We start from the raw sequence: 23,304 nt of genomic DNA on the forward strand, positions 1-23,304 counted from the left end.
ATTGAGAGTATGACTGAATGCTAGAATGTTGCGATCGCTGTTAACATTCACTTATTCAAAATTCACTCATTCAAAATTTAAAAGTATGCAATTACAGGATTTAATTTACGGTATTACGATTAAAGAATTGGTTGGCAAAACCGATAGGGAAATCAACAGCCTAAATTTTGATTCTCGTAAAGTTGGAAAAGATGATGTTTTCTTCGCTGTAGTTGGAACGCTTGCTGATGGTCACCAGTTTATTGACCAAACCATTGCTCAAGGTGCTGCTGTTATTATTTGCGAAAGTTTGCCGGAAGTGCATGACTTTACGGTCACCTATATTAAGGTAGAAAATACTGCTGTTGCATTAGGTATTGTGGCAGGTAATTATTTTGGAAATCCATCCGCCGATTTGAAGTTAATTGGCATTACGGGCACCAATGGTAAAACAACCATTGCCACTATTTTATTTAAGCTTTTTAAAGATTTAGGATATAAAACCGGCCTTTTATCAACAGTTGAAAATTATATTAACAATACCGTTGTTGCCGCAACGCATACTACGCCAAATCCAATTGCTTTGAATCAGTTATTGCGTGATATGGTAAATGCTGGTTGCGATTATTGCTTTATGGAAGTAAGCTCGCACGCGGTAACCCAACATCGTATTGAAGGATTAACGTTTTCGGGTGGTGTTTTTTCAAATATCACTCACGATCACTTAGATTTTCATAAAACCTTCGACAGTTATTTAAAAGCCAAGAAGGCATTTTTTGATGTTTTACCAAAATCGGCTTTTGCATTAACCAACATTGATGATAAAAATGGAATGGTGATGTTGCAAAATACACAGGCTAATAAGAAAACCTATGCGCTTAAGCAACTTGCTGATTTCAAAGCGAAGATCATCGAGAATCAATTCAACGGACTTCATTTAGATATCGATAATAAGGAGGTGTTTTTTAAGTTAGTCGGTACTTTCAATGCTTATAATCTACTTGCAGTTTACGGAACAGCGATTCTTCTGGAGCAAGATAAATTGAAAGTTTTGACTTTGCTAAGTCGCTTAACAGGGGCTGAAGGGCGTTTCGACTACATTACTTCGCCAAATAAAATCATCGGCATTGTAGATTATGCACACACACCTGATGCCGTTCAAAATGTTTTAAGCACCATTGCTAATATTCGTAAAGGGACGGAGCAAGTTATTACTGTTATTGGCTGCGGTGGCGATCGGGATAAAGCCAAGCGGCCAATTATGGCACAAGTTGCCTGCGATTGGAGTGATAAGGTGATTCTAACTTCCGATAATCCAAGAACGGAAGATGCGCAAGCAATCATCAGCGATATGGAAGCTGGCGTTTCACCAACTAACAAGCGTAAAACATTATCTATTTTAGATAGAAAAGAAGCGATAAAAACTGCTTGCCACTTAGCACAGAGCGGAGACATTATACTAGTAGCCGGTAAAGGCCATGAAAAATACCAGGAAATTAATGGTGTAAGGAACCATTTTGATGATAAAGAGATTTTACTTGAACAACTTAACCCTAATAGCTAATGTTATATTTATTATTCGAATACCTGCATAAGCATTACGACATTCCTGGATTAAGGTTGTTTCAGTATATCACGTTTCGTGCCTCCATTTCTATCATTTTATCCTTGATCATCACCACTGTGTATGGCCGTAGGTTGATTGATTTTTTACACAAGAAACAAGTTGGCGAAACGGTTAGGAACTTAGGTTTAGAAGGTCAAATGCAAAAACAAGGTACGCCGACAATGGGTGGTATCATCATTTTGCTGGGTATTTTAATTCCAACCCTGTTATTCGCCAATATCACAAATGTGTATGTGATTTTAATGATTATCACCACGGTTTGGATGGGTGCTGTTGGTTTCCTGGACGACTATATCAAAGTTTTCAAAAAAAATAAAGAAGGTTTAGCGGGTCGTTTTAAGGTCGTTGGACAAGTAGGTTTAGGTTTAATTGTGGGTTGTACCATGTATTTCCATCCCAATATTGTAGTTCGTGAAACTGTTCAGGATGATGTTAAACCAACCTCGACAGTGCCGATGGTTCTTCGCCAGAAAGGCGAAACTTTCTACTACACGCAGGATGTAAAATCGACTAAAACGAACATGCCTTTTTACAAGAATAATGAGTTCGATTACGCAAAGGTTTTTAAGTTTTTAGGTGGCGATTATCAGAAATATGCTTTTCTGGTGTTCATCATTTTTACTGTTTTTATTATCACTGCAGTAAGTAATGGCGCAAACATAACGGATGGTATCGACGGTTTAGCTACGGGTACATCTGCAGTAATTGGGATTACTTTAGGTATTCTGGCTTATGTATCAGGTAATACCGTAATGGCCGATTATCTGAATATTATGTATATCCCCAACTCTGGAGAACTGCTGATTTTTGCAGGCGCCTTTGTGGGTTCCTGTGTCGGTTTCCTTTGGTACAACTCTTATCCGGCTCAAATTTTTATGGGCGATACAGGGAGTTTGGCCATCGGTGGTATTATCGCTTCTTTCGCTTTAATGATTCGTAAGGAGTTGATTATTCCGATTCTTTGCGGAATATTTTTAGTGGAACTGGTTTCGGTAATTATGCAGGTATCTTATTTCAAATACACCAAAAAACGATTTGGAGAAGGGCGGAGAATTTTTCTGATGTCCCCGTTACATCACCACTATCAAAAGAAAGGTTATCACGAAGCGAAGATTGTCACCAGATTTTGGATTATCGGAATTATGCTTGCCATTATCACCATCGTAACATTGAAATTGAGATAGGGTGGAAGTTAAAAATTGAGGGTTAAAAGTCGAACGTTAAAAGTTAATGCAAAACGCGAACTGAATAAATAAATAAATAAAATTTCAACTGTATAGTCTTTAGCACTCTAAATACTATCTACCAAGTACCTAATACTAATTAAATAATGAGCACAAATCAAAATAACACAATAAGCAATCCTCAGTCAGCAATGGCAGGGCAAGCCCGCGTGGTTATTTTGGGTGCTGGAGAAAGTGGAGTGGGTGCTGCTAAGCTTGCTCAATTAAAAGGCTTTGATGTTTTTGTATCTGATTTTGGTGTTATTACTGATAAATATAAATCGGCATTAGAAAAGCTAAACATCCCTTTCGAATCTGAAAAACATACTGAAGAACTGATTCTAAATGCTACCGAAGTAATAAAGAGTCCTGGTATTCCGGCTACGGCGCCAATTATTAAAAAATTGGTTGCTAAAAATATTTCAGTGATTTCGGAAATTGAATTTGCTGGCCGCTATACAGATGCAAAAATGATCTGCATTACGGGTTCTAACGGTAAATCGACAACCAGTCTGCTTACTTACCACATCCTAAAGAATGCCGGGTTAAATGTGGGTTTGGCAGGCAATATCGGTCATAGTTTTGCCGCTCAGGTAGCCACAGAAAATTTCGACTATTACGTTTTGGAGATCTCCAGCTTTATGCTTGATGATATGTTTCATTTCAAAGCCGATATCGCTGTGCTCTTGAACATCACTCCCGATCATTTAGATCGATATGACTATAAATTGGAGAATTACGCTGCGTCAAAAATGCGCATCATCCAAAATCAAACTGCTAACGATGTTCTTATTTACTGTGAAGATGACGAAGAAAGCAAAAAAGCGTTAGCAAACAACCAGCCACTGGCTAAAACATATTCTTTTTCAATCAGAAACACATTAAAAAAAGGCGCTTACTTACACGAGCAAATCATACATATCCTTACTGAACCAAATAACCAATTCACCATGTCTATTTCAGATTTAGCCTTACAAGGCAAGCACAACATTTACAACTCTATGGCTTCGGGCATTGTAGCGAAGGTTTTAGAGTTACGAAATGCGACCATTCGTGAAAGTATGGGCAATTTCAAAAATATTGAGCATAGGCTGGAGCATGTGGCAAAAATTTCGGGAATTGATTTCATCAACGACAGTAAAGCTACAAATGTAAACTCTACCTGGTATGCTTTGGAAAGCATGACAACCGATGTAGTGTTAATTATGGGTGGCGTGGATAAAGGTAACGATTACAATATGCTTAAAGACTTGGTGAAGAGCAAAGTAAAGGCAATTGTATGTTTAGGTAAGGATAATAAACGTATCCACGATGCTTTCGAGGATGATGTTGAGGTAATTGTGAATACTTTTTCGGCTGATGAAGCAGCACAGATTGCTTTTCATTTGGCTAAACGTGGTGATGCGGTATTGTTATCGCCAGCTTGTGCCAGTTTCGATTTGTTCAAAAATTATGAAGACCGCGGTAATCAATTCAAAGCGGCAGTAAAAGAATTATAAAAGGAGGCTTAATTATATGTTTCAAGCACTACTTAACAAAACTAAAGGCGATAGATGGATCTGGTTGATCATCATCCTGCTTTCGCTTATTTCTGTAATGGCCGTTTACAGTGCAACAGGAACTTTAGCCTATAAAAAAGGTGAGGCGGTAGAAAAGCTGCTTCTAACCAAGCACTTAATTTTTGTTTTAATGGGGATTGGGATGATATACATTGCCCACTTATTAGATTACCGCTATTATGCCGGTATTTCGAAAATTTTGATGATAGTAACCATTCCGCTTTTGGTTTATACCTTAATATTCGGAACAAATTTGAACGATGCATCGCGTTGGGTTAAAATTCCGGTAATTGGACTTACGTTCCAAACCTCCGATTTAGCAAAGCTGGCATTAATTACCTTTTTGGCCAGAATGTTGACCAAGAAACAAGAAAACATCAAAAACGTTAAAGAGTCGTTTGTGCCAATTATGGGCTCTGTTTGTGTGGTTTTCGTTTTAATTGCATTAGCCAATTTGTCTACGGCCTTAATGTTGTTTGGTGTAAGTATTTTGCTCTTAATCATCGGGCGTATTAGTATTAAACAGATTGCAATTGTTTGCGCTGGTGGATTTGTATTGTTGTTGTTTGTGTTTTTTCTCGGGCCTAGAAGAAAGACTTATATGTCGCGTATCAATTCATTCATCCATCCCGAGATGCAACATTCAGATAAAACTTTTCAGGCAGATCAGGCAAAAATTGCTTTAGCTACTGGAGGGGTTTTTGGTAAAGGGCCAGGTAATAGTACGCAACGGAATTTCCTACCACACCCGTATTCCGATTTTATTTTCGCCATTATTATTGAAGAATGGGGGACACTGGGAGGAATTATAATCATGGTACTGTACCTGGTACTTTTATACCGATGTATAAAAATCGTGACCAAGGCCCCCAAGGCATTTGGGGCTTTACTGGCAGCTGGATTGAGTTTTAGCTTAACCATTCAGGCTTTTGCAAACATGGCGGTGGCGGTGGGTTTAGGTCCGGTAACAGGAGTGCCTTTGCCATTGGTGAGCATGGGCGGAACTTCGATGATTTTTACCAGCGTAGCCTTCGGAATTATATTAAGTGTAAGCAGAGACGTTGAGGAAAACGCAGGTGCCATAGCAAAAGAAGATAAAGAGAAAGTAAAGAATAAAGTGATTGTAGGAGAGATACCGGCGTTTGGGTAGCTATTTATCGTCATTGCCAGGAAGCATGACGAGGCAATCTTTTAAATATATAGCAAATGAGATTACTTCGTGCCTCGCAAAGACGAGCATAAAGAATGTCAATAATTAAATAACAAATGAATAATTCCCCAAAAATTATCATATCAGGTGGTGGCACCGGCGGGCATATTTTCCCCGCCGTAGCCATAGCCAATGCGCTTAAGCGCTTGGTTCCTGCTTGTGAAATTCTGTTTGTGGGTGCAAATGGCCGCATGGAAATGGAAAAAGTTCCAGCTGCCGGATATAAAATAATAGGCTTAAACATCAGCGGGATGCAGCGGGGTTCGATTGTTAAAAATCTTGCCTTGCCATTTAAAGTTATCGGCAGTGTACGCAGAGCGATGCAAATTATTAATGATTTTAAACCAGATGCCGTAGTGGGCGTTGGGGGTTATGCCTCTGGTCCGTTATTGTATGCAGCATCATTAAAAGGAATTCCATACCTCATTCAGGAGCAGAATTCTTATGCTGGTGTAACCAATAAGTGGCTGGGTAGAAAGGCTTCAAAAATTTGCGTTGCTTTCGATGAAATGGATCAATTCTTCCCTTCTGATCGAATTTTGAAAACCGGGAATCCGGTTCGCAAAGAAGTAGTTGATATCAAGGGAAAACACCACGCAGGTGCTGAACTGTTGAAACTCGATCCATTGAAGAAAACTATAATTGTTACAGGCGGAAGTTTAGGAGCTGGTACACTGAACAAAGCGATTGAAGAACATTTGCCAGAAATCATCGCACAGGATGTGCAAGTGGTTTGGCAAACGGGTAAATATTATTACAATGGAATTATTGAGCGTTTGGGCCTGGAGTATCATCCAAACGTACGCATTCTGGAGTTTTTGAATAAAATGGATTTGGCTTATGCGGCTGCAGATGTGATTATCAGTAGGGCAGGAGCGGGAACGATCGCGGAACTTTGTCTAATCAAGAAACCAGTCATTTTGGTGCCTTCTCCTAACGTAGCCGAAGATCATCAAACCAAAAATGCGATGGCTTTGGTTAAAAATGGTGCCGCACTACTTATTAACGACCGTTTCGCTGAAGATACATTGGTGAAGCAAGCGTTGTCGCTTTTGAATGATAAAGAACAGCGTGAAAAACTGGCTGAAAATATAGGTAAAATGGCTTTGCCAGAAGCAGATGAAATTATTGCCGGAGAAGTCTTGAAATTGATAAAAGCTTAAGATTAAAGCTGAATTACCAAAGCATAATTGACAATTCGTCATTGCGAGGTACGAAGCAATCTCAAAGCCAAGGAATATATAACCGATAGAAAGAAAAAGCTTTTCACTTTGGTCTTTCTGCTTTTAGCTTAAAAAAAAATGGAACTAAGTAAAATAAATAGAGTGTTTTTTGTAGGTATCGGTGGTATCGGCATGAGTGCGCTTGCTCGTTATTTTGCTAAACGCGGTCAAGTGGTTTGTGGTTACGATAAAACCAAAACGAAATTGACCGAGACTTTGGAACAGGAAGGCATTTTGATCACTTATTTGGATGAGTCAGCATCTCTGCCTTGCGCATTTTTAGATCATCATGATGATACCTTAGTTGTTTACACCCCTGCTATTCCAAAAGATTCCAAAATTTTAAATCACTTCATCGATAAAGGCTTCAGTCTTAAAAAACGATCGGAGGTTTTAGGCATCATCAGTAAAGGCATGTTTTGTATTGGCATTGCAGGTACACATGGCAAAACCACTACCTCATCAATTGTTGCGCATATTTTAAAAGATACAGGTTACGATTGTACTGCTTTTTTGGGCGGAATTACCAGTAACTACAACAGCAACGTATTGTTTGGGAAGAATAATGTGGTAGTGGTTGAGGCAGACGAATATGATCGTTCATTTTTAACGTTAAATCCTGATATTGCTGTGGTTACTTCAATGGATGCCGATCATTTAGATATTTTTGGAGATAAAAGCCATCTAGATGAATCTTTTCAATTGTATGCTGGCCAACTAAAGCCAAACGGTACACTTTACGCCTATGAGGGTTTGCCATTGAACAATAGCATTAGCTATGCAGCAAGCACAACTGCAACCGCTAAGGCCGTAAATCTTCGTGTAGAAGGGTCGAAATTTGTATTTGATTATATGGATAATGGTATCCAGATTAAAGACATCAGTTTAATGTTGCCCGGCAGGCACAATGTAGAAAATACTACGGTTGCCATTGCAATTGCTTTAAAACTGGGAATTGATGCAGATAAAATTAAGCAAGCAGTAGCAAACTTTAAAGGCGTAAAACGCAGGTTCGAATACATCGTAAATAACGATAGCCAGATTTACATTGATGATTATGCCCATCATCCTGAAGAATTAAGAGCTTGTTTCGATGCGGTTCGTCAGCTATATCCAGATAAGAAGCTTACCGTTATTTTTCAGCCACACTTGTTTACGCGTACACGGGATTTTGCTGATGACTTTGCAAAAGTTTTAAGCACAGCTGATGATTTGTTACTGTTGGAAATATATCCGGCTAGGGAATTGCCTTTGGAAGGTATTGATTCGAAGTTTTTATTAAATAAAATCAACCTGAAGAATAAACAGATATGTGGAAAATATTCTGTGGTTCAGTATGTTAAGGACACAAAACCTGAGTTAATTTTGACGGTTGGAGCGGGCGATATCGATACGATTATTGAACCTCTGAAAAATGCATTAAACCATGCTTAAAAGAATAAACTGGAGCGCAATATTTACCGGATTTGCATGGCTAATAAGCCTGGCTGGTGTGGTGGTGCTTTTAAGTTTCATCAACATTAAAAAGCAAACGGTTAAATGTACGGATGTTAAAATTTTAATACCGGGAGCAGATAACTTTATCGAGAGAGAAGAAATTGATCAAATTTTAAGAGAAGATCAGGGCGTTTTGCTGGGACGAAATATCGAAAATATAAATATCCATAAGATAGAGAAGAAGCTACAATCAAATCCATACATCGCCTTTGCGAAAGTGTACGTAGAAATGGATGGTGTATTGCACATAGAAGTGAAGCAGCGCCAGCCGGTAGTGAGGATCTTAAACAGCAGCGGTCAGGATTTTTATATTGATAACGACGGCTTGAAAATGCCAATCTCATCAAATTTTACTGCAAATGTATTGGTGGCAACTGGAAATATAACAGAGGTTTTTGGAAGTAGAGTTGATACCCTGCATACCAAATTGGCTCATGATATTTATAAAACTGCTTTATTTATCAAGAGAGATACTTTGTGGGATTCGCAGATCGAGCAATTGGTTGTAGATCAAAAAAATGATATTGAACTGATTCCCCGCGTAGGTGATCAGCGCATCATTCTAGGTAATGCCGATTCTTTGGAAAAAAAGATGACTAACCTTTTGCTATTTTACAAGAAAGCAATGCCACAAGTAGGTTGGGATGCTTACAGAACAATTAATATTAAATATACCAATCAAATAGTTTGCGAAAAAAGAGATTCTACAGCAATTGCCAGGAAGCGAAAAACAATTTCATCTTCAGATAGTTTGAGAATACAACAAAAGGTAGCCGATTCGCTAATCAGAAATGTAATCAGCGATGCTATTGTAGAACAAACTGCTGCTGTTGTTCCGAAAAAGACGGAAACGAAAACCGCTGAGCCGAAAAAGCCAGAAGTGAAAGCAGTTGCTCCAGCACAGACTGAAATCAAAAAACCAGTAATAACAGCAGCTGTTAAGCCAAAGGAACAAAAGCCGGCGACTTCGCAAACAACGGAAAAGAAAAAAACAAATACAAAATCTGCAGCCCAAATGAAGCTGGAGAGAGAAAAAGAAATCAGAGCCCTAGAAAAACAATATAAAACTCAACAAAATTAACGAATATGGACAAGGCAAAATTTACCAGTCAGTCTCCCATTGTAGTAGGATTAGATATCGGTACTACAAAAATATGTGTTATCGTTGGCCGTAGAACCCAACATGGTAAGATAGAAATTTTAGGAATAGGAAAGGCAGAATCGGCGGGGGTGACACGAGGAGTAGTTTCTAACATTCAAAAAACAGTGCAGGGCATTGCTCAGGCGGTTGAGGTGGCGAGTGGACAATCAAATGTAGAAATACAGGTGGTAAATGTTGGTATTGCCGGACAACACATTAAAAGCTTGCAGCACCGCGGAATTTTAACAAGAAGAGAATTAAATAATGAAATCGGTAAAAAAGATATCGATAAGTTAATTGATGATATGTTTAAATTGGTGATGCCTCCAGGTGAGGAAATTATCCATGTATTGCCACAAGAGTTTACCATTGATAACGAACCTGGTATCAAAGATCCTATCGGGATGGCCGGCGTACGTTTAGAGGCTAATTTTCATATTATCTCCGGGCAGGTTACAGCGGTTAAAAATATAATCAAATGTGTAAATAACGCAGGATTGCAAACTCAGGATCTGATTCTTGAGCCATTGGCTTCTTCTGAATCGGTGTTGAGCGATGAAGAAAAAGAAGCAGGTATTGCATTGGTTGATATAGGTGGTGGAACTACCGATATTGCCATCTTTCACGAGGGTATTATTCGTCATACCGCTGTGATTCCATTTGGGGGAAATAGCGTAACTGAAGATATTAGAGAAGGTTGTTCAGTAATGCGCAACCAGGCTGAGTTATTGAAAACACGTTTTGGTTCTGCTTTGGCCGAAGAAAATAAGGAAAACGAAATTATTTGCGTTCCTGGTCTTCGTGGTCGTGAGCCGAAAGAAATTTCGGTTAAAAACCTGGCTTATGTTATCCAGGCCCGTATGGAAGAAATCATCGAGCATGTTTACTATGAGATCAAATCTTCTGGTTATGAGAAAAAGCTAATCGGCGGAATTGTAATCACGGGTGGTGGTGCTTTATTGAAACACTTATCGCAGGCGGTAGAATATGTAACGGGTTTAGATTGCCGCATCGGTTATCCAAATGAGCATTTATCTAAATATGAAGATATGCCAAAGGCGATTTACGATGATCTGAAAAGCCCAATGTATGCTACCAGTGTTGGTTTATTAATTAAAGGTATTCAGAAAGCTGAAGAATTAATTGAGGAAATGAAACAGCCAGGTGTTTATGTAGAAAAGCCAAAAGCACAAAAAGAAAAAGAAAAACGCGGTCCAGGTTTATTTGATAAACTTCTAGCCAAAACAAAAACATTCATTCAAGATGATATGAATGTTAGCGATGAAGATTATCTGAAAAGCTAAGTTTTTTTCAACAACATGTGAGTTTTCCACATTCTTAACACTTGTGGAAAACGTCTGTTGAAAAAGTGTTAATATTACGTTGAGTAATGAACAGAATTTAAAACTTTTTAAACAACTGATTCATAAAGATATGCAGTTCGAAATGTTAAAAGATAAGTCATCAATCATCAAAGTAATTGGTGTTGGGGGCGGTGGCGGCAACGCAGTTAACCATATGTACCTGTCGGGTATTACTGGTGTAGACTTTATTATTTGTAATACAGATGCCCAAGCTTTGGAATCTAGTCCGATACCTAACAAGGTACAATTAGGCGCTAGTTTAACTGAAGGGATGGGTGCTGGTTCTATTCCGGAGGTTGGCAAAAACTCTGCGATAGAAAATATCGATGATATTAAAGCCATGTTGGGTAGTACAACCAAAATGTTGTTTATTACTGCTGGAATGGGTGGTGGTACCGGAACTGGTGCATCTCCCATTATTGCCAAAGCTGCTAAAGAACTTGATATTTTAACAGTTGCCATTATTACCACGCCATTCTCTTTTGAAGGAAAAAGACGTAAGCTTCAGGCTGATGAGGGCATGGAAGAATTGAAAAAATATGTAGATTCTTATTTGGTGATCTCTAATGATAGATTGCGTGAGATCTTCGGGAATTTAACGTTAGGTTCTGCATTTGGTCAGGCCGATGATATTTTAACAACAGCAGCAAAAGGTATTGCAGAGATCATCACGGTTCCAGGTTATATAAACGTGGACTTTAAGGATGTGCGTACTGTAATGAAAGAAAGTGGTGTCGCCATTATGGGAAGTCATGCAGCTGACGGTGAAGATCGTGCTTTACAAGCAGTTGAGGGTGCTTTAGCATCTCCACTATTAAAAGATAACGAAATTGAAGGTGCCCGATATATTCTATTGAACATCAGTTCTGGTGTTCAGGAAGTAACAATGGATGAAGTTTCCATCATTACTGATTACATTCAGGAAAAAGCAGGTTTATCTGCTGATTTAATTTGGGGGAACTGTACAGATGAATCATTAGGAGAGAAATTATCGGTAACTATTATCGCTACTGGCTTCCAAACATCTGAAGAGCGTGTTCATGAAGAGAAAAACAAAAAGAAGATTTCTTTATTAACTCCTGAAGAAGCGCCACTAGTTCGCCCAGTTGAGCCGATAAATTCTTTTATTCAGCCAAAAGCTGCTCCAAGTTACGAGCCGGTTTTGAAAGCTAAAGAGGAAGTTTCACAAGCTGATCTTTTCGGTGGAATGTTTGCGAAAGCTGAACCTCAAAAAGTTCAGGAGCCTGAAAATAATGTTGTTCGTCATACTTTAATTGAAGAAGAGCCTCAGGTAGAAGAACCACAGGAAACTGGTTTCGAGTTTGAAGTGAAATTGGCAGAAACCAATTTCGTGTTCGAAACACCAGCGGTACAACCTGCTCGGGAGCCAGAAGTGGAAATGTCTGTTGCGGGTTTGGATGATGACAAAAATGATGAATCAATGGAAGAGCAGTTGAAAAAATCTAAAGAACGTATCTTACGTCTGAAAGATTTAAGCATGAAATTGCGCACTACAAACGGCTTGCAAGAATTAGAAAATGAACCTGCTTACAAACGCAAACAAATGCAGTTACAGCAAGTTCAACATTCTTCTGAATCGCAGGTAAGTCGTTTCACTTTAAGTAACGATCAAGATGGTGGTACAGAGATTAGACCAAACAATTCTTTCTTACACGATAATGTTGATTAAATCAAACCAAATATAATTTTAAAGCCTCGATTTACTATCGGGGCTTTTTTGGCATAAATTTCGAGTGTTAGAAATCTTATTGACAAGCGGAAGATTAATCTGATTGATTTTAAGCCAAATAAACCGTAAATTCGCAAAATTTTTATTATCAAAAACACATAATACATTGGATATATTTGAAAAGATAGCAAAGCACATGGGCCCGCTTGGTCAACACCAAAAATGGTCTCATGGGTATTTCTCGTTTCCAAAATTAGAGGGAGAAATTGCACCTCACATGCAATTCAAAGGAAAAGAGCATTTGGTTTGGAGCTTAAACAATTATTTAGGTTTAGCCAACCACCCAGAAGTTAGAAAAGCAGATGCTGATGCAGCTGCAGAATTTGGTATGGCTTACCCGATGGGTGCCCGTATGATGAGTGGAAACTCCAAATACCACGAACAATTGGAGCAGGAACTTGCAGCATTTGTGGGCAAACCTGATGCATTTTTATTGAATTATGGTTATCAGGGGATGGTTTCTATCATCGATACTTTGGTGGATAGAAATGATGTGATTGTGTATGACGGCGAATCTCATGCTTGTATTATAGATGGTCTTCGTTTACACATGGGTAAACGTTTCGTGTACCAACACAATGATATTACAAGTGCGAAAAAACAATTAGAGCGTGCTACGAAATTAACCAAAGAATCTGGCGGAGGTATTTTATTGATCACCGAAGGTGTTTTTGGTATGAGTGGAGCGCAAGGTAAACTAAAAGAGATTGTTGATCTAAAGAAAGAGTTTGATTTCCGTATTTTGGTTGATGACGCTCACGGTTTTGGTACGATGGGTAAAACAGGTGCAGGTACGCACGAAGCTCAGGATTGTATCGAAGGTATTGATGTTTACTTCGGAACCTTTGCGAAATCGATGGCTGGTATTGGCGCTTTCGTAGCGTCTACTGAGGAGATTACCAACTTTTTAAGATATAATATGCGTTCACAAACTTTTGCTAAGGCGTTGCCAATGCCAATGGTTAAAGGATTATTAAAACGTTTGGAATTGTTAAAGAGCAAACCAGAACTTAAAGATAAGTTGTGGGAAATTGCGATGACTTTACAAAAAGGACTACGTGAAAGAGGCTTCGATTTAGGTGTAACTGATTCTGTGGTAACGCCAGTTTTCTTAAAAGGAGAGCTTACTGATGCTACAGCAATCACGTTCGATTTACGCCAGAACTACAGCATTTTCTGTTCGATTGTTGTTTATCCGGTAATTCCGAAAGGAATGATCGAGCTTCGCCTAATTCCAACAGCTGTACACACATTAGAAGATGTTCAACGTACCTTAGATGCTTTTAGCGAGGTTGCTGAAAAGCTTGAAAATGGCTATTATAAAGAGAATCAGTTTGCAATAGCTTAATCGATAATTATATTTTAAAAGCCCTTTAAACTAGTTTAAAGGGCTTTTTTGTGAGTGAGTTTTCTTAATATACTGTAAGTGAGCTTGTTGCTTTTTAATTTATAATTACTGATGTTCATAAAACGTTTCAGTGTGGAAAAAAACGGCATTAACGGCGATTTTTATTCAGTTAAAAATTTTTGTTTCTACAACAAACCTATTAAATTCGAGTTATATAATTAAAAATCAAACCTTTAAAATTGTAGGAGTACTAAAAAATGAAAAAATTTGAAGAAGTAAAAAGTCTGGTTGCAGCTTTAGAAGCTGATGCAGACAAATTTTATAACAAAGGAAACAGTGCCGCAGGAACAAGAATTCGTAAAGGCATGCAGGATTTGAAAAACTTAGCTCAGGCGATCCGTTTGGAGGTTCAGGACACTAAAAATAAAGCTTAAGCGATATAGATATTTAAAGAAGTCAAGTTTTTTGAACTTGACTTCTTTTGTTTTTTAAGCAAATTGACCTAATTTTTCAATCTCTTTGATAATGGATTGTTCTAGTGTTGAAGACACTTTAATCAATGGTAACCTTACTGTATCATCACAAAAACCCAAATGTTTAAGTGCAGCTTTTATTCCCGCTGGGTTTCCTTCTGCGAAAGCTAGACGGGTAAATTCTACCAAACTTAAGTGTGCAGGAGTAGCGCCTTTAAAATCGCCGGCTAAACATTTTCTCACTATATCAGAAAACTGTCGTGGTAAAGCATTTGCAATTACAGAAATAATTCCCGATGCACCTAAAGCAATCATGGGCAGGGTAATAGGATCATCACCAGAAATTAATAGAAAATCTTCTGGTTTATCCCTCATAATTTGATTAAATTGGTCAAAACTCCCCGAAGCTTCTTTAGTTGCAATGATATTTTTGAAATCATGCGCCAATCTGCAAGTCGTTTCCGGAGTCATGTTACTCATCGTTCTTCCTGGAACGTTGTATAGAATTAAATCCAAAGCTGAAACCTCGGCTAAATATTTATAGTGTTGATAAATCCCTTCCTGAGTTGGTTTGTTGTAGTAAGGACTTACAGATAAAATGGCACTATAGCCGGTTGCATCAAAGGATTTGATATCTTCTGCAACTGCCAAGGTATTATTTCCACCAATGCCAGCAACTAATGGTAATCTATTGTTGTTTATTTCAGCAGTATAGGCCCACACCTTCTTCTTTTCCTCCTTGGTCATCGTAGCGGTTTCGCCGGTTGTACCTAAAGAAACGAGGTAATCTATCCCTCCGTCGACCAAGTGATTAATCAGGTTTTTTAAACCATCATAATCAACAGATCCATCTGTGTTGAAAGGTGTAACCAATGCCACACCAGTACCCTGAAATTTGTTCATTTTAATTTATAATTATTGAATTTTGAATAAGAGATTAAATGAATGTGTTAAGCATTCTATCGTTCACTCATTCAATCACGCTCTTATTTTATTTTATCATTTCTAAAAGTTCTGCATCACTGATGATGGGAATATTTAGTTTGGTTGCTTTCTCTAACTTGGATGGTCCCATATTATCACCGGCTACCAAATAATTTAATTTACCTGATATTCCGCTCAAAATTTTTCCACCATTTGCCTCAATAATATCTTTCAGTTCTTCGCGGCCATAATTTTCAAAAACGCCCGAAATTACGAATGTTTTTCCAATAAGTTTATCACTGGCCAGTTCAATTACCTTTTCTTCAATTTCGAACCGCAAACCCGCTACTTTTAATAGTTGAACCTGCTCTAAATGCTCTTTTTTTGCGAAATATTCAACAATGCTTTCGGCAATGCGTTGCCCAATTTCATCTATGGCAATTAATTCGTCCATTGTAGCACGAGATAAGTTGTCAATATTTTTTACGCCAGCGGCTAGTTTCTTTGCTACCGTTTCGCCCACATAACGAATACCTAATCCGAAAAGCACTTTCTCAAATGGCATTTCTTTTGATTTTTCGATTCCAGCAAGCATGTTTTCAATGGAGCGTTCGCCAAACCGATCTAAGCTTTTTAACTGATCTGATTTTAAATGTAAAGTATAAAGATCGCTAATGTGATTGACTAAGCCATGTTTATAAAAAGTTTCAATAGTTTCATCACCGAGGCCATCAATGTTCATCGCTTTGCGTGAAATAAAATGTTGAATTTTTCCGACGATTTGTGGCGGGCAACCTTCATCGTTCGGACAATAGTGCACCGCCTCTCCTTCTTTTCTAATCAGTTCAGTTTCGCATTCCGGGCAGTTGTGTAGATAATGAACACGATTGGAGCCTTCAACTCTTTTATCTAAATTCACTTTTATTATTTTTGGAATGATTTCTCCGCCTTTTTCAACGTAAACCGTATCGCCCACATGTAAATCCAATCTTTCGATTTCGTTTGCATTATGCAAAGTAGCTCTTTTAACAGTCGTTCCTGCCAATAAAACAGGCTTTAAATTAGCTACGGGCGTTACTGCGCCAGTTCGACCAACCTGATAGGTTACCTTCTCTAAAACGGTTTCCACTTCAGCAGCTTTATATTTATAGGAGATTGCCCAACGCGGAGATTTAGCTGTAAAACCAAGTTCTTGTTGCTGGGCATAACTGTTTACCTTAATCACGATTCCATCAATATCGTAACTCAGTTTAAAACGTTCGGTTTCCCAATGGTGAATGAATGCCAGGACATCATCAATATTTTTGACCAAGCGATTGTGCTCGCACACATGAAAGCCCCAATTTTTAACCTCCTGCAGGCTATCCCAATGATTTTTAAATTCGTTTTTATCGGTGTATAGAAAATAGATGAAACCATCTAGAGGTCTCTTCGCAACTTCCTTGCTGTCTTGCATTTTTATCGTTCCGGAAGCAAAGTTGCGTGGATTAGCGTAAGGAATTTCTCCTAATTCTTCACGTGCAGCATTTAAACGCAGAAACGCGGCCTTATGCATAAAAATCTCTCCCCGAATTTCGAAATGCTCTGGTGCTTTTTCAGTTTTGATTTGATGCGGGATAGTATGGATGGTTTTAACATTATTTGTCACGTCATCACCTTTGGTTCCATCGCCACGGGTTACTGCTCTTAGCAATTTTCCGTTTTCATAAGTGAGGCTGATTGATAATCCGTCAAACTTTAATTCGCAAACGTATTCAAAGTTATCGCCGATTGCTTTTCGAATCCGTTCGTCAAAATCGCGAAGATCCTGTTCATTATAAGTATTACCCAGCGATAACATTGGGTATTTATGATTTACGGTAATGAAGTTTTTGGTAATGTCGCCACCTACGCGTTGAGTAGGAGAGTTTGGATCAGCAAAATCAGGATTTGCCTTTTCTAATTCAGCAAGATGCTTAAGCTTTTTATCAAACTCATAATCGCCAATGGTTGGCATAGCCAGCACATAATAATTGTAATTATGCTGGTTTAACTCGGCAACCAGCGCATCCATTTCTTCTTTAATTGCAAATAGCGACATAAGAGCAAATATAAAAAAAGGATGAGTTGCTTTAGGATTCGTTTGGAAAAATAATTAACTGCCGGATAATTGATCCGATATCTCCTCGAAAATTTTCATAAAATCTTTCTCCAGCGTTTCCTTAAATATTCCCAATTGAAATGTTAGCGCTGCCAATTGCTTTTCGTTTAAAGTTTCTGGCCACAAACGCATGCAAATTCTATTTAGCGCATAGCTGATGTTTTCTAATTTTTGATAGCTTAAAAGGTACTTGCTACTAATGAAACCTTCCATGAATTTAAAAAAAACCGACTGATCTTTCAAGCCACAATGCGTAAGGAAATCTCCTAGTGATTCCTTTTTCACCGCCGATAATTTGTCGTAAAAATGATTTACCTGAATGAGATTATGTTCTATTAGTAGGTGATCAAGTATCAGTTCTAACCCGATGTGTGCTAAAAACGAGGGTCGAACAGGCGTATCTTCGACAATTGGTTTTATAAGGAACTTCAATTCAGTAGTTTTTTCCAAGAAAAAATTGGAAGAGTGGAAAAGTAAATCAACTGCGAGATGTCTTTTCCAGCCTCTTAATAGCGATTCTTCATCAGGATTTCCTAAGAAAAGGAATTCGTTTTTTTGAGGGTATAAATTGGCTTCTTTGGAAGCGTTTTTTATTAAGTCAGGCAATACTGTTCCCAAAACCACATTGGCATCATCATTTGATTTATCGAAGTAGTAGTGGGACAGGAAATTCATGCTCACAAGTTAATGTTTTCTTTATTGCCTAAAAACTGAAATGGGTAAATGTTCGGGTTCGAACCTGTATTGTTTTGTAAGTTAATTATTTATAAATTTAATTACCATAATTGATCATCATGCCTCATCCCAAAACTTACAGGATTCTTTCTTTAGATGGAGGCGGATCCTGGGCGCTTATTCAAGTAAAATGTTTAAGAAAGCTCTTTGCAGAAACTTTTAATAATCCTGATCCAACAGGGCATGAGGTATTGTCAAAATTCGATTTGGTGGCTGCCAATAGTGGCGGGAGCCTCGTTGCCGCCGCTATGGCCGAGAACCTTCGTTTATCAGAAATTGAAAAGATTTTTGGCGATGAACAATTGAGGAGTAAGGTATTTTCCAGATTAAGTTTTTTTGAAAAAAGTTTGCTTTCCAGCGTAGCTCGAATTTTCAAAATAGGTGCAAAATATGCTACAAAACGAAAATATCAAGCCTTAAAAGATATTCTCCCAAAAATATCACAAATTGATCTGATGCACATTCCACAACATGTTGCGGTTAACGGAGATATCAAAACTCAGTTTTTAATTATCGGATACGATTACTATCGTAACCGGGCAGAAATGTTTCGAACAGATTGCGATAGCTTGGCATCTACATCGGTAATAGAGCGGAAACTTAAAAATTTGCCTGCTACTGCCAAAACGCCTTCAGATTGTTTAGTGAGTTTGGTTGAGGCCATTCACGCTTCGAGTACGGCACCCGTTAATTACTTTAACGAACCTGCGGCGTTCAAAGTAAATAATAAGCTCAAATTTTATTGGGATGGCGGCGTAACAGGTAATAATAATCCAGTTTTAGCAGCCGTTACTGAGGCCATTTGCAACCGCGAGCAGTATCAAATTGAGCACATTCAAGTTCTTTCAATAGGTACGGGATCGGTTTCGCAACTGCAATACGATGAAGAAATTCCTGTGCGTTACGATGAATTGAAAGCGAAACACGAAGCGCCTGGTTTGATCAAGGATATCCAAAAAATGGGAACCAGTATTTTGAACGATCCGCCTGATACAGCAGCTTTTATAGCTTACATGATTTTGAATTCATCGATGCCTGCAAAACCTATAGATTTTATCAGAATGAATCCTGTATTGCGCCCTATGATGGTTAATGATACAGCTGGTAAACATTGGGATTTGCCCGTAGGTATAAACAAAGATGAATATGTGGCGCTAAATGCCACTGATATGGATGCTGTTGAAGATAAGGAAGTATCTTTAATCATTAAATTGTGCGAGAATTGGTTGGGCAATTCAGGCGTTCCAAACCAGGCTATTCGCAGCGACATTGCGCTAAATTGTTTAATTGGCCATGCTGATTTTAACGCTGCCAAGGCTGATTTTAAAAGCTGGTTTACACTTACCAACTAATTTGCTTTAAACTAAGCTAAAATTTTATCTTTGCACGCACAATTATAAACGTGTTTGTACAATGACGAATTTTGTTGAAGAATTAAGGTGGCGTGGCATGCTGCATGATATTATGCCGAATACTGAAGAAAAGTTAAACGAAGGTATGACTTCTGGTTATATCGGATTTGACCCAACTGCAGATTCTTTACATGTTGGCCATCTCACTCAAATCATGACTTTAATTCATTTCCAGAAAGCTGGTCATAAGCCTTATGCTTTAGTTGGTGGTGCTACAGGAATGGTGGGCGATCCATCAGGAAAATCTGATGAGCGTAATTTGCAAACACCGGAGATGATTGAACACAACCTGAAAGGGATGAAGAAGCAATTGGCTAAATTCTTAACCTTTGAGGATGGTGGCAATGGTGCCGTGATGGTAAACAACGCCGATTGGTTTAAGGATATGAATCTTTTCACCTTCATTAGAGACGTTGGTAAACATATTACCGTTAACTATATGATGGCAAAGGATAGCGTAAAAAGACGCTTAGAAGGTGATTCTGGATTGTCATTTACCGAATTTTGCTACCAGTTGATTCAGGGATACGATTTTTATCATTTATGGAAAAACGAAAACTGTTTGGTTCAAATGGGTGGATCAGACCAGTGGGGAAATATTGTTACCGGAACAGAACTGATTAGAAGAAAAGATGCTGGAACAGCTTATGCGATTACTACGCAATTAATTAAAAAAGCCGACGGAACAAAATTCGGTAAAACCGAAAGTGGTGCGGTTTGGTTAGATCCCGAAAAAACTTCTCCATATAAATTTTATCAGTTTTGGTTAAATGCATCAGATGATGATGTTAAAAAATGGATCAGAATATTTACGCTAAAAACCAAAACCGAAATCGAAGCTTTAGAGGCTGAACATGATACAGCACCGCACTTGCGAATTTTGCAAAAAGCGTTGGCTGAAGACATCACCGTTAAAACGCACTCGGTAGAAGCGTTAGAAACAGCAATCAAAACTTCCGAATTTTTATTCGGAAACGGATCTCTTGAATTTTTGAAAACCCTTTCGGAAAGACAAGTATTAGAGATGTTCGAGGGAATTCCTCAATTCAAAATTTCGAAAGCAGAACTGGCTAATGGAATAGATGCTGCTACATTACTGGCTGAGAAAGCTTCCGTATTTCCTTCAAAAGGAGAAACCAAAAAGTTGATTCAAGGTGGCGGTGTTTCGGTAAATAAAGAAAAGGTTGGTGAAGCAACACAGATCTTCAATGCCGATCATTTGATTAATGATCAATTCATCGTTGTTCAGAAAGGTAAGAAAAACTATTTCCTGCTGATCGCGGAATAAGATTCAGTAAAATATTTTGTTTCAAAAAGTCTTAGATCATTCTAGGACTTTTTTTTGAGGCTTTTTTATTACCAGACAAAATGCATATATTTGGGTAAGATTGTCGGTTATGAAAAGGAAAGTTGAAGAGTCAAAAGTTGTTGAAGAGCGAATAATAGCTTACGGAAACGTCATGCATACACCTATGGTGGCCATGATGGGTAATTCCTTCGCCAATTATTCTGATTATGATTTGCTTAAACTCGCCCGTAAAGGGATTGCCAAAAAATCAATAACTGCTCTAGCAAAACAGATTTCTTTAACGATAGAAGAAATTGCAGCAGTATTACACATTTCGGATAGAACTTTACAACGGTATACGCCAGATACATTGGTTAAAACGGAGTATGCCGATCGGGCCATTGAACTTGCAAGGTTATACGAAAGGGGCATTGAGGTTTTAGGTAGTGCCAAAGCATTTAACAGTTGGATAAAATCTCCCAATTATGCATTAGGTGGCGAAATTCCTTTTGATCTTTTAGATACACATATTGGTTTCACCATCGTATCAGACATTTTAGGCCGAATCGAGCACGGGATATTTAGTTAATGTTAATCTATAGAATTTCATCTTCAAAATATATTGAAGATTTAAGTGGCGCTGGTGCTAAACAATACGGCGGCCGGTGGAATAATAAAGGAACAGCTGTTGTGTATTTGGCGGAAAGCAGAGCCATGGCAGTAATGGAAGTACTAGTGCATTTAAGTCCAGAGCAAGTAGACCGCCCTTTTGTTCTTGCTACATTTGATGTACCAGATGATAAAATATATGACATCAGCATTTTTGATTTGCCTGAGGATTGGAGAGATCCTCAGACAGCGGATGAACTAAAAAAAATAGGCGATAAGTTTGTTCGCGATGGAATTTATCTGTTGATGAAGGTTCCATCCATTATACTTGAGGAAGAATTTAATTTTATTATCAATCCTCACCATCCAGATAGTAAAAAAATTAATCTTGTAAACAGAAGAGACTTCGTTTTTGATAAAAGATTTAAAACTTAGTTACTGCACCAACAAATTACAACCTCTAATATCGGCATTATCAAACCTACCTAAAACTTCAAAACTGCCATCGCTGTTGACTCTGCCTAAATCCTGCGTAGCAATAAAAGAGCATGAATTTATATTTGCTAAATCGATTACATTAATGCCACCGGTTTTTCCGTTTTTTACTAACGATAATGGGTCATTCGTATCACGAATCAAAACTTTCATCCACTTGGGGCAGTTGAAAACCCCATCACCTAAAGAATAAGCCTGAGAGAGCAATTCCGTCATTCCGTATTCGCTATGGATGGTGGATACGCCAAAACCTTGAGTCAATTGTGCATGCAACTCTTCCCGAACCATTTCTTTGCGTTTTCCTTTCATTCCACCGGTTTCCATTACAATTAAATCAGGGAAATCGATATCGAAATTTTCAATAAAATCAAGTAGGGCATAGGTTACGCCAATTAAAACAGTTGGTTGGTTATTCGTTTTAAGGGCAAGCAAAGTTTGGTACAAATCATCATGATTATAAAGGAAATAACCGCTTTCAAGATGATTGCTTTTTTCGATTAAATCGTTAACCATATAAATTAAAGAAGAGCCCGACCGCTGTTGGTAGGAGGGAAGCAAGGCTAAAAAACAATAATTGCGAATGTTTCCGTAAAATTGATCAAAAGCTTGTAGATAGCTTTGCTCGTAAAGTTTTACATTGGTTACGTGATGACTGCTTTGAATCATTCCAGTGGTGCCCGAACTGCTAAAGGTGATTTCAACAGGAAGTTGACTGCTTAAAATACTGTGCGTTTTAAAAAAGCTGATGGGAAGAAAGGGAATTTCTTCCAGGCGCTTTACTTCCGCCACATCAACTTTTAAATGATGAACGTATTGCCTGTAAATTTCACAATGCGTAACCTGGTGGTTAAAAACGGACAAAGCATGAGCACTAAACTCATCATCATTGTGTATTGAAAAGATATCTTCAGTAAGCAGCATCACCCTGCAAAAGTACGAAGCATTATGCTAACTTCTCGTCAGTTTTTTTAGCAAGCATGGCCATTCTAAAATGATAGCCACAAAAACCGCTGATGCCGGCAACCAATCCGCTTAATATTCCGGTAACTAATAGTAGCGCCCACCAAATTTTAATTCCTGTCATTACTGCAACGCGACCCGCCAAAACGTTGTCGTTAGGTAAACTTTTAAATAAAGCATAGCCAATCCACAGTAAAAAAATGGCAAAGAAAGATTGCCAGAAGGCAATCTTAGCTGTTTTACCGATAATGCCACAGGTGGCAAACGCAACTACAATAATTACCCACCAAGGCGCAATCATTTGAAGTAAAAAACAAATTATGACGATAACGATAAATACCATTTTA

The 23,304-nt window shown here is 38.2% G+C and carries 20 protein-coding genes; 15 read left to right on the forward strand and 5 right to left on the reverse strand.

Translation table 11 applies throughout. The features are described 5' to 3' along the window. Window positions 1–85: 85 nt before the first annotated feature. The 11 genes from OQZ33_RS06355 to OQZ33_RS06405 all read left to right on the forward strand — a co-directional run bounded on the left by OQZ33_RS06355 (window position 86) and on the right by OQZ33_RS06405 (window position 14,355). The gene (locus OQZ33_RS06355; RefSeq protein ID WP_265798213.1) at window positions 86–1,543 is read left to right on the forward strand and encodes a UDP-N-acetylmuramoyl-L-alanyl-D-glutamate--2,6-diaminopimelate ligase; all 1,458 of its coding nucleotides are present in this window, start codon (window positions 86–88) and stop codon (window positions 1,541–1,543) included. Beyond that, window positions 1,543–2,790 carry a phospho-N-acetylmuramoyl-pentapeptide-transferase gene (mraY, locus tag OQZ33_RS06360; RefSeq protein ID WP_056851702.1) on the forward strand — a complete coding sequence of 416 codons (1,248 nt, stop codon included), beginning with the start codon at window positions 1,543–1,545 and terminating at the stop codon, window positions 2,788–2,790. Before OQZ33_RS06355 ends, mraY begins: the two co-directional genes overlap by 1 nt. 146 nt (window positions 2,791–2,936) lie before the next feature. Continuing rightward, a complete protein-coding gene (gene murD, locus OQZ33_RS06365; protein ID WP_265798214.1) occupies window positions 2,937–4,328 on the forward strand; it encodes a UDP-N-acetylmuramoyl-L-alanine--D-glutamate ligase in 1,392 nt (463 codons plus the stop codon). Window positions 4,329–4,344: 16 nt separating this feature from the next. Beyond that, on the forward strand, window positions 4,345–5,538 hold the full coding sequence (locus OQZ33_RS06370) for an FtsW/RodA/SpoVE family cell cycle protein (RefSeq protein WP_265798215.1): 1,194 nt from the start codon (window positions 4,345–4,347) through the stop codon (window positions 5,536–5,538). A 116-nt stretch (window positions 5,539–5,654) separates the two neighbouring features. Further along, window positions 5,655–6,761 carry an undecaprenyldiphospho-muramoylpentapeptide beta-N-acetylglucosaminyltransferase gene (gene murG / locus OQZ33_RS06375; protein ID WP_265798216.1) on the forward strand — a complete coding sequence of 369 codons (1,107 nt, stop codon included), beginning with the start codon at window positions 5,655–5,657 and terminating at the stop codon, window positions 6,759–6,761. 138 nt (window positions 6,762–6,899) lie between these two features. Further along, window positions 6,900–8,255, forward strand: coding sequence for a UDP-N-acetylmuramate--L-alanine ligase (gene murC / locus OQZ33_RS06380; RefSeq protein WP_265798217.1), 1,356 nt, complete (start codon window positions 6,900–6,902; stop codon window positions 8,253–8,255). Beyond that, window positions 8,248–9,399, forward strand: coding sequence for a cell division protein FtsQ/DivIB (locus tag OQZ33_RS06385; RefSeq protein WP_265798218.1), 1,152 nt, complete (start codon window positions 8,248–8,250; stop codon window positions 9,397–9,399). Before murC ends, OQZ33_RS06385 begins: the two co-directional genes overlap by 8 nt. 5 nt (window positions 9,400–9,404) lie before the next feature. Continuing rightward, on the forward strand, window positions 9,405–10,763 hold the full coding sequence (gene ftsA, locus OQZ33_RS06390; RefSeq protein WP_265798219.1) for a cell division protein FtsA: 1,359 nt from the start codon (window positions 9,405–9,407) through the stop codon (window positions 10,761–10,763). Between the two features lie 130 nt (window positions 10,764–10,893). After that, the gene (ftsZ, locus tag OQZ33_RS06395) at window positions 10,894–12,513 is read left to right on the forward strand and encodes a cell division protein FtsZ (protein ID WP_265798220.1); all 1,620 of its coding nucleotides are present in this window, start codon (window positions 10,894–10,896) and stop codon (window positions 12,511–12,513) included. 166 nt (window positions 12,514–12,679) lie between these two features. Beyond that, on the forward strand, window positions 12,680–13,921 hold the full coding sequence (locus tag OQZ33_RS06400) for an aminotransferase class I/II-fold pyridoxal phosphate-dependent enzyme (RefSeq protein ID WP_265798221.1): 1,242 nt from the start codon (window positions 12,680–12,682) through the stop codon (window positions 13,919–13,921). A 257-nt stretch (window positions 13,922–14,178) separates the two neighbouring features. After that, the gene (locus OQZ33_RS06405) at window positions 14,179–14,355 is read left to right on the forward strand and encodes a hypothetical protein (protein ID WP_056871440.1); all 177 of its coding nucleotides are present in this window, start codon (window positions 14,179–14,181) and stop codon (window positions 14,353–14,355) included. A 54-nt stretch (window positions 14,356–14,409) separates the two neighbouring features. Here OQZ33_RS06405 and dapA read toward each other — a convergent pair whose 3' ends face one another. From dapA to OQZ33_RS06420, 3 genes are all read right to left on the reverse strand, one after another. Further along, window positions 14,410–15,297 carry a 4-hydroxy-tetrahydrodipicolinate synthase gene (gene dapA, locus OQZ33_RS06410; protein ID WP_265798222.1) on the reverse strand — a complete coding sequence of 296 codons (888 nt, stop codon included), beginning with the start codon at window positions 15,295–15,297 and terminating at the stop codon, window positions 14,410–14,412. Window positions 15,298–15,385: 88 nt separating this feature from the next. Continuing rightward, on the reverse strand, window positions 15,386–17,398 hold the full coding sequence (gene ligA / locus OQZ33_RS06415) for an NAD-dependent DNA ligase LigA (RefSeq protein WP_265798223.1): 2,013 nt from the start codon (window positions 17,396–17,398) through the stop codon (window positions 15,386–15,388). Window positions 17,399–17,452: 54 nt separating this feature from the next. Continuing rightward, window positions 17,453–18,133, reverse strand: coding sequence for a hypothetical protein (locus OQZ33_RS06420; protein WP_265798224.1), 681 nt, complete (start codon window positions 18,131–18,133; stop codon window positions 17,453–17,455). A gap of 119 nt (window positions 18,134–18,252) precedes the next feature. Here OQZ33_RS06420 and OQZ33_RS06425 point away from each other — a divergent pair, with 119 nt between their 5' ends. The 4 genes from OQZ33_RS06425 (at window position 18,253) to OQZ33_RS06440 (ending at window position 21,937) form a co-directional block, all read left to right on the forward strand. Further along, complete coding sequence (locus OQZ33_RS06425; RefSeq protein ID WP_265798226.1) at window positions 18,253–19,545, forward strand: patatin-like phospholipase family protein; 1,293 nt, start codon at window positions 18,253–18,255, stop codon at window positions 19,543–19,545. 61 nt (window positions 19,546–19,606) lie between these two features. Further along, a complete protein-coding gene (gene tyrS, locus OQZ33_RS06430) occupies window positions 19,607–20,893 on the forward strand; it encodes a tyrosine--tRNA ligase (protein ID WP_265798227.1) in 1,287 nt (428 codons plus the stop codon). Between the two features lie 109 nt (window positions 20,894–21,002). Next, window positions 21,003–21,482: an antitoxin Xre/MbcA/ParS toxin-binding domain-containing protein gene (locus OQZ33_RS06435; protein WP_265798228.1), complete on the forward strand. Its 480-nt coding sequence runs from the start codon at window positions 21,003–21,005 to the stop codon at window positions 21,480–21,482. Next, on the forward strand, window positions 21,482–21,937 hold the full coding sequence (locus tag OQZ33_RS06440) for an RES family NAD+ phosphorylase (RefSeq protein ID WP_265798229.1): 456 nt from the start codon (window positions 21,482–21,484) through the stop codon (window positions 21,935–21,937). Before OQZ33_RS06435 ends, OQZ33_RS06440 begins: the two co-directional genes overlap by 1 nt. Here OQZ33_RS06440 and OQZ33_RS06445 read toward each other — a convergent pair whose 3' ends face one another. Beyond that, a complete protein-coding gene (locus OQZ33_RS06445; RefSeq protein WP_265798230.1) occupies window positions 21,938–22,918 on the reverse strand; it encodes an acyl transferase in 981 nt (326 codons plus the stop codon). Window positions 22,919–22,940: 22 nt separating this feature from the next. Then, window positions 22,941–23,300: a hypothetical protein gene (locus OQZ33_RS06450; protein WP_265798231.1), complete on the reverse strand. Its 360-nt coding sequence runs from the start codon at window positions 23,298–23,300 to the stop codon at window positions 22,941–22,943. Window positions 23,301–23,304: the final 4 nt, after the last annotated feature.

This window comes from Pedobacter sp. MC2016-05, assembly GCF_026239735.1.
GTDB lineage: Bacteria > Bacteroidota > Bacteroidia > Sphingobacteriales > Sphingobacteriaceae > Pedobacter.

Excerpts from the sequence above, each read along its gene's own strand:
- OQZ33_RS06355 (WP_265798213.1), top strand. The coding sequence starts at position 86 with ATGCAATTACAGGATTTAATTTACGGTATTACGATTAAAGAATTGGTT.
- mraY (WP_056851702.1), top strand. The coding sequence starts at position 1,543 with ATGTTATATTTATTATTCGAATACCTGCATAAGCATTACGACATTCCT.
- murD (WP_265798214.1), top strand. The coding sequence starts at position 2,937 with ATGAGCACAAATCAAAATAACACAATAAGCAATCCTCAGTCAGCAATG.
- OQZ33_RS06370 (WP_265798215.1), top strand. The coding sequence starts at position 4,345 with ATGTTTCAAGCACTACTTAACAAAACTAAAGGCGATAGATGGATCTGG.
- murG (WP_265798216.1), top strand. The coding sequence starts at position 5,655 with ATGAATAATTCCCCAAAAATTATCATATCAGGTGGTGGCACCGGCGGG.
- murC (WP_265798217.1), top strand. The coding sequence starts at position 6,900 with ATGGAACTAAGTAAAATAAATAGAGTGTTTTTTGTAGGTATCGGTGGT.
- OQZ33_RS06385 (WP_265798218.1), top strand. The coding sequence starts at position 8,248 with ATGCTTAAAAGAATAAACTGGAGCGCAATATTTACCGGATTTGCATGG.
- ftsA (WP_265798219.1), top strand. The coding sequence starts at position 9,405 with ATGGACAAGGCAAAATTTACCAGTCAGTCTCCCATTGTAGTAGGATTA.
- ftsZ (WP_265798220.1), top strand. The coding sequence starts at position 10,894 with ATGCAGTTCGAAATGTTAAAAGATAAGTCATCAATCATCAAAGTAATT.
- OQZ33_RS06405 (WP_056871440.1), top strand. The coding sequence starts at position 14,179 with ATGAAAAAATTTGAAGAAGTAAAAAGTCTGGTTGCAGCTTTAGAAGCT.
- dapA (WP_265798222.1), bottom strand. The coding sequence starts at position 15,297 with ATGAACAAATTTCAGGGTACTGGTGTGGCATTGGTTACACCTTTCAAC.
- ligA (WP_265798223.1), bottom strand. The coding sequence starts at position 17,398 with ATGTCGCTATTTGCAATTAAAGAAGAAATGGATGCGCTGGTTGCCGAG.
- OQZ33_RS06420 (WP_265798224.1), bottom strand. The coding sequence starts at position 18,133 with ATGAATTTCCTGTCCCACTACTACTTCGATAAATCAAATGATGATGCC.
- OQZ33_RS06425 (WP_265798226.1), top strand. The coding sequence starts at position 18,253 with ATGCCTCATCCCAAAACTTACAGGATTCTTTCTTTAGATGGAGGCGGA.
- tyrS (WP_265798227.1), top strand. The coding sequence starts at position 19,607 with ATGACGAATTTTGTTGAAGAATTAAGGTGGCGTGGCATGCTGCATGAT.
- OQZ33_RS06435 (WP_265798228.1), top strand. The coding sequence starts at position 21,003 with ATGAAAAGGAAAGTTGAAGAGTCAAAAGTTGTTGAAGAGCGAATAATA.
- OQZ33_RS06440 (WP_265798229.1), top strand. The coding sequence starts at position 21,482 with ATGTTAATCTATAGAATTTCATCTTCAAAATATATTGAAGATTTAAGT.
- OQZ33_RS06445 (WP_265798230.1), bottom strand. The coding sequence starts at position 22,918 with ATGCTGCTTACTGAAGATATCTTTTCAATACACAATGATGATGAGTTT.
- OQZ33_RS06450 (WP_265798231.1), bottom strand. The coding sequence starts at position 23,300 with ATGGTATTTATCGTTATCGTCATAATTTGTTTTTTACTTCAAATGATT.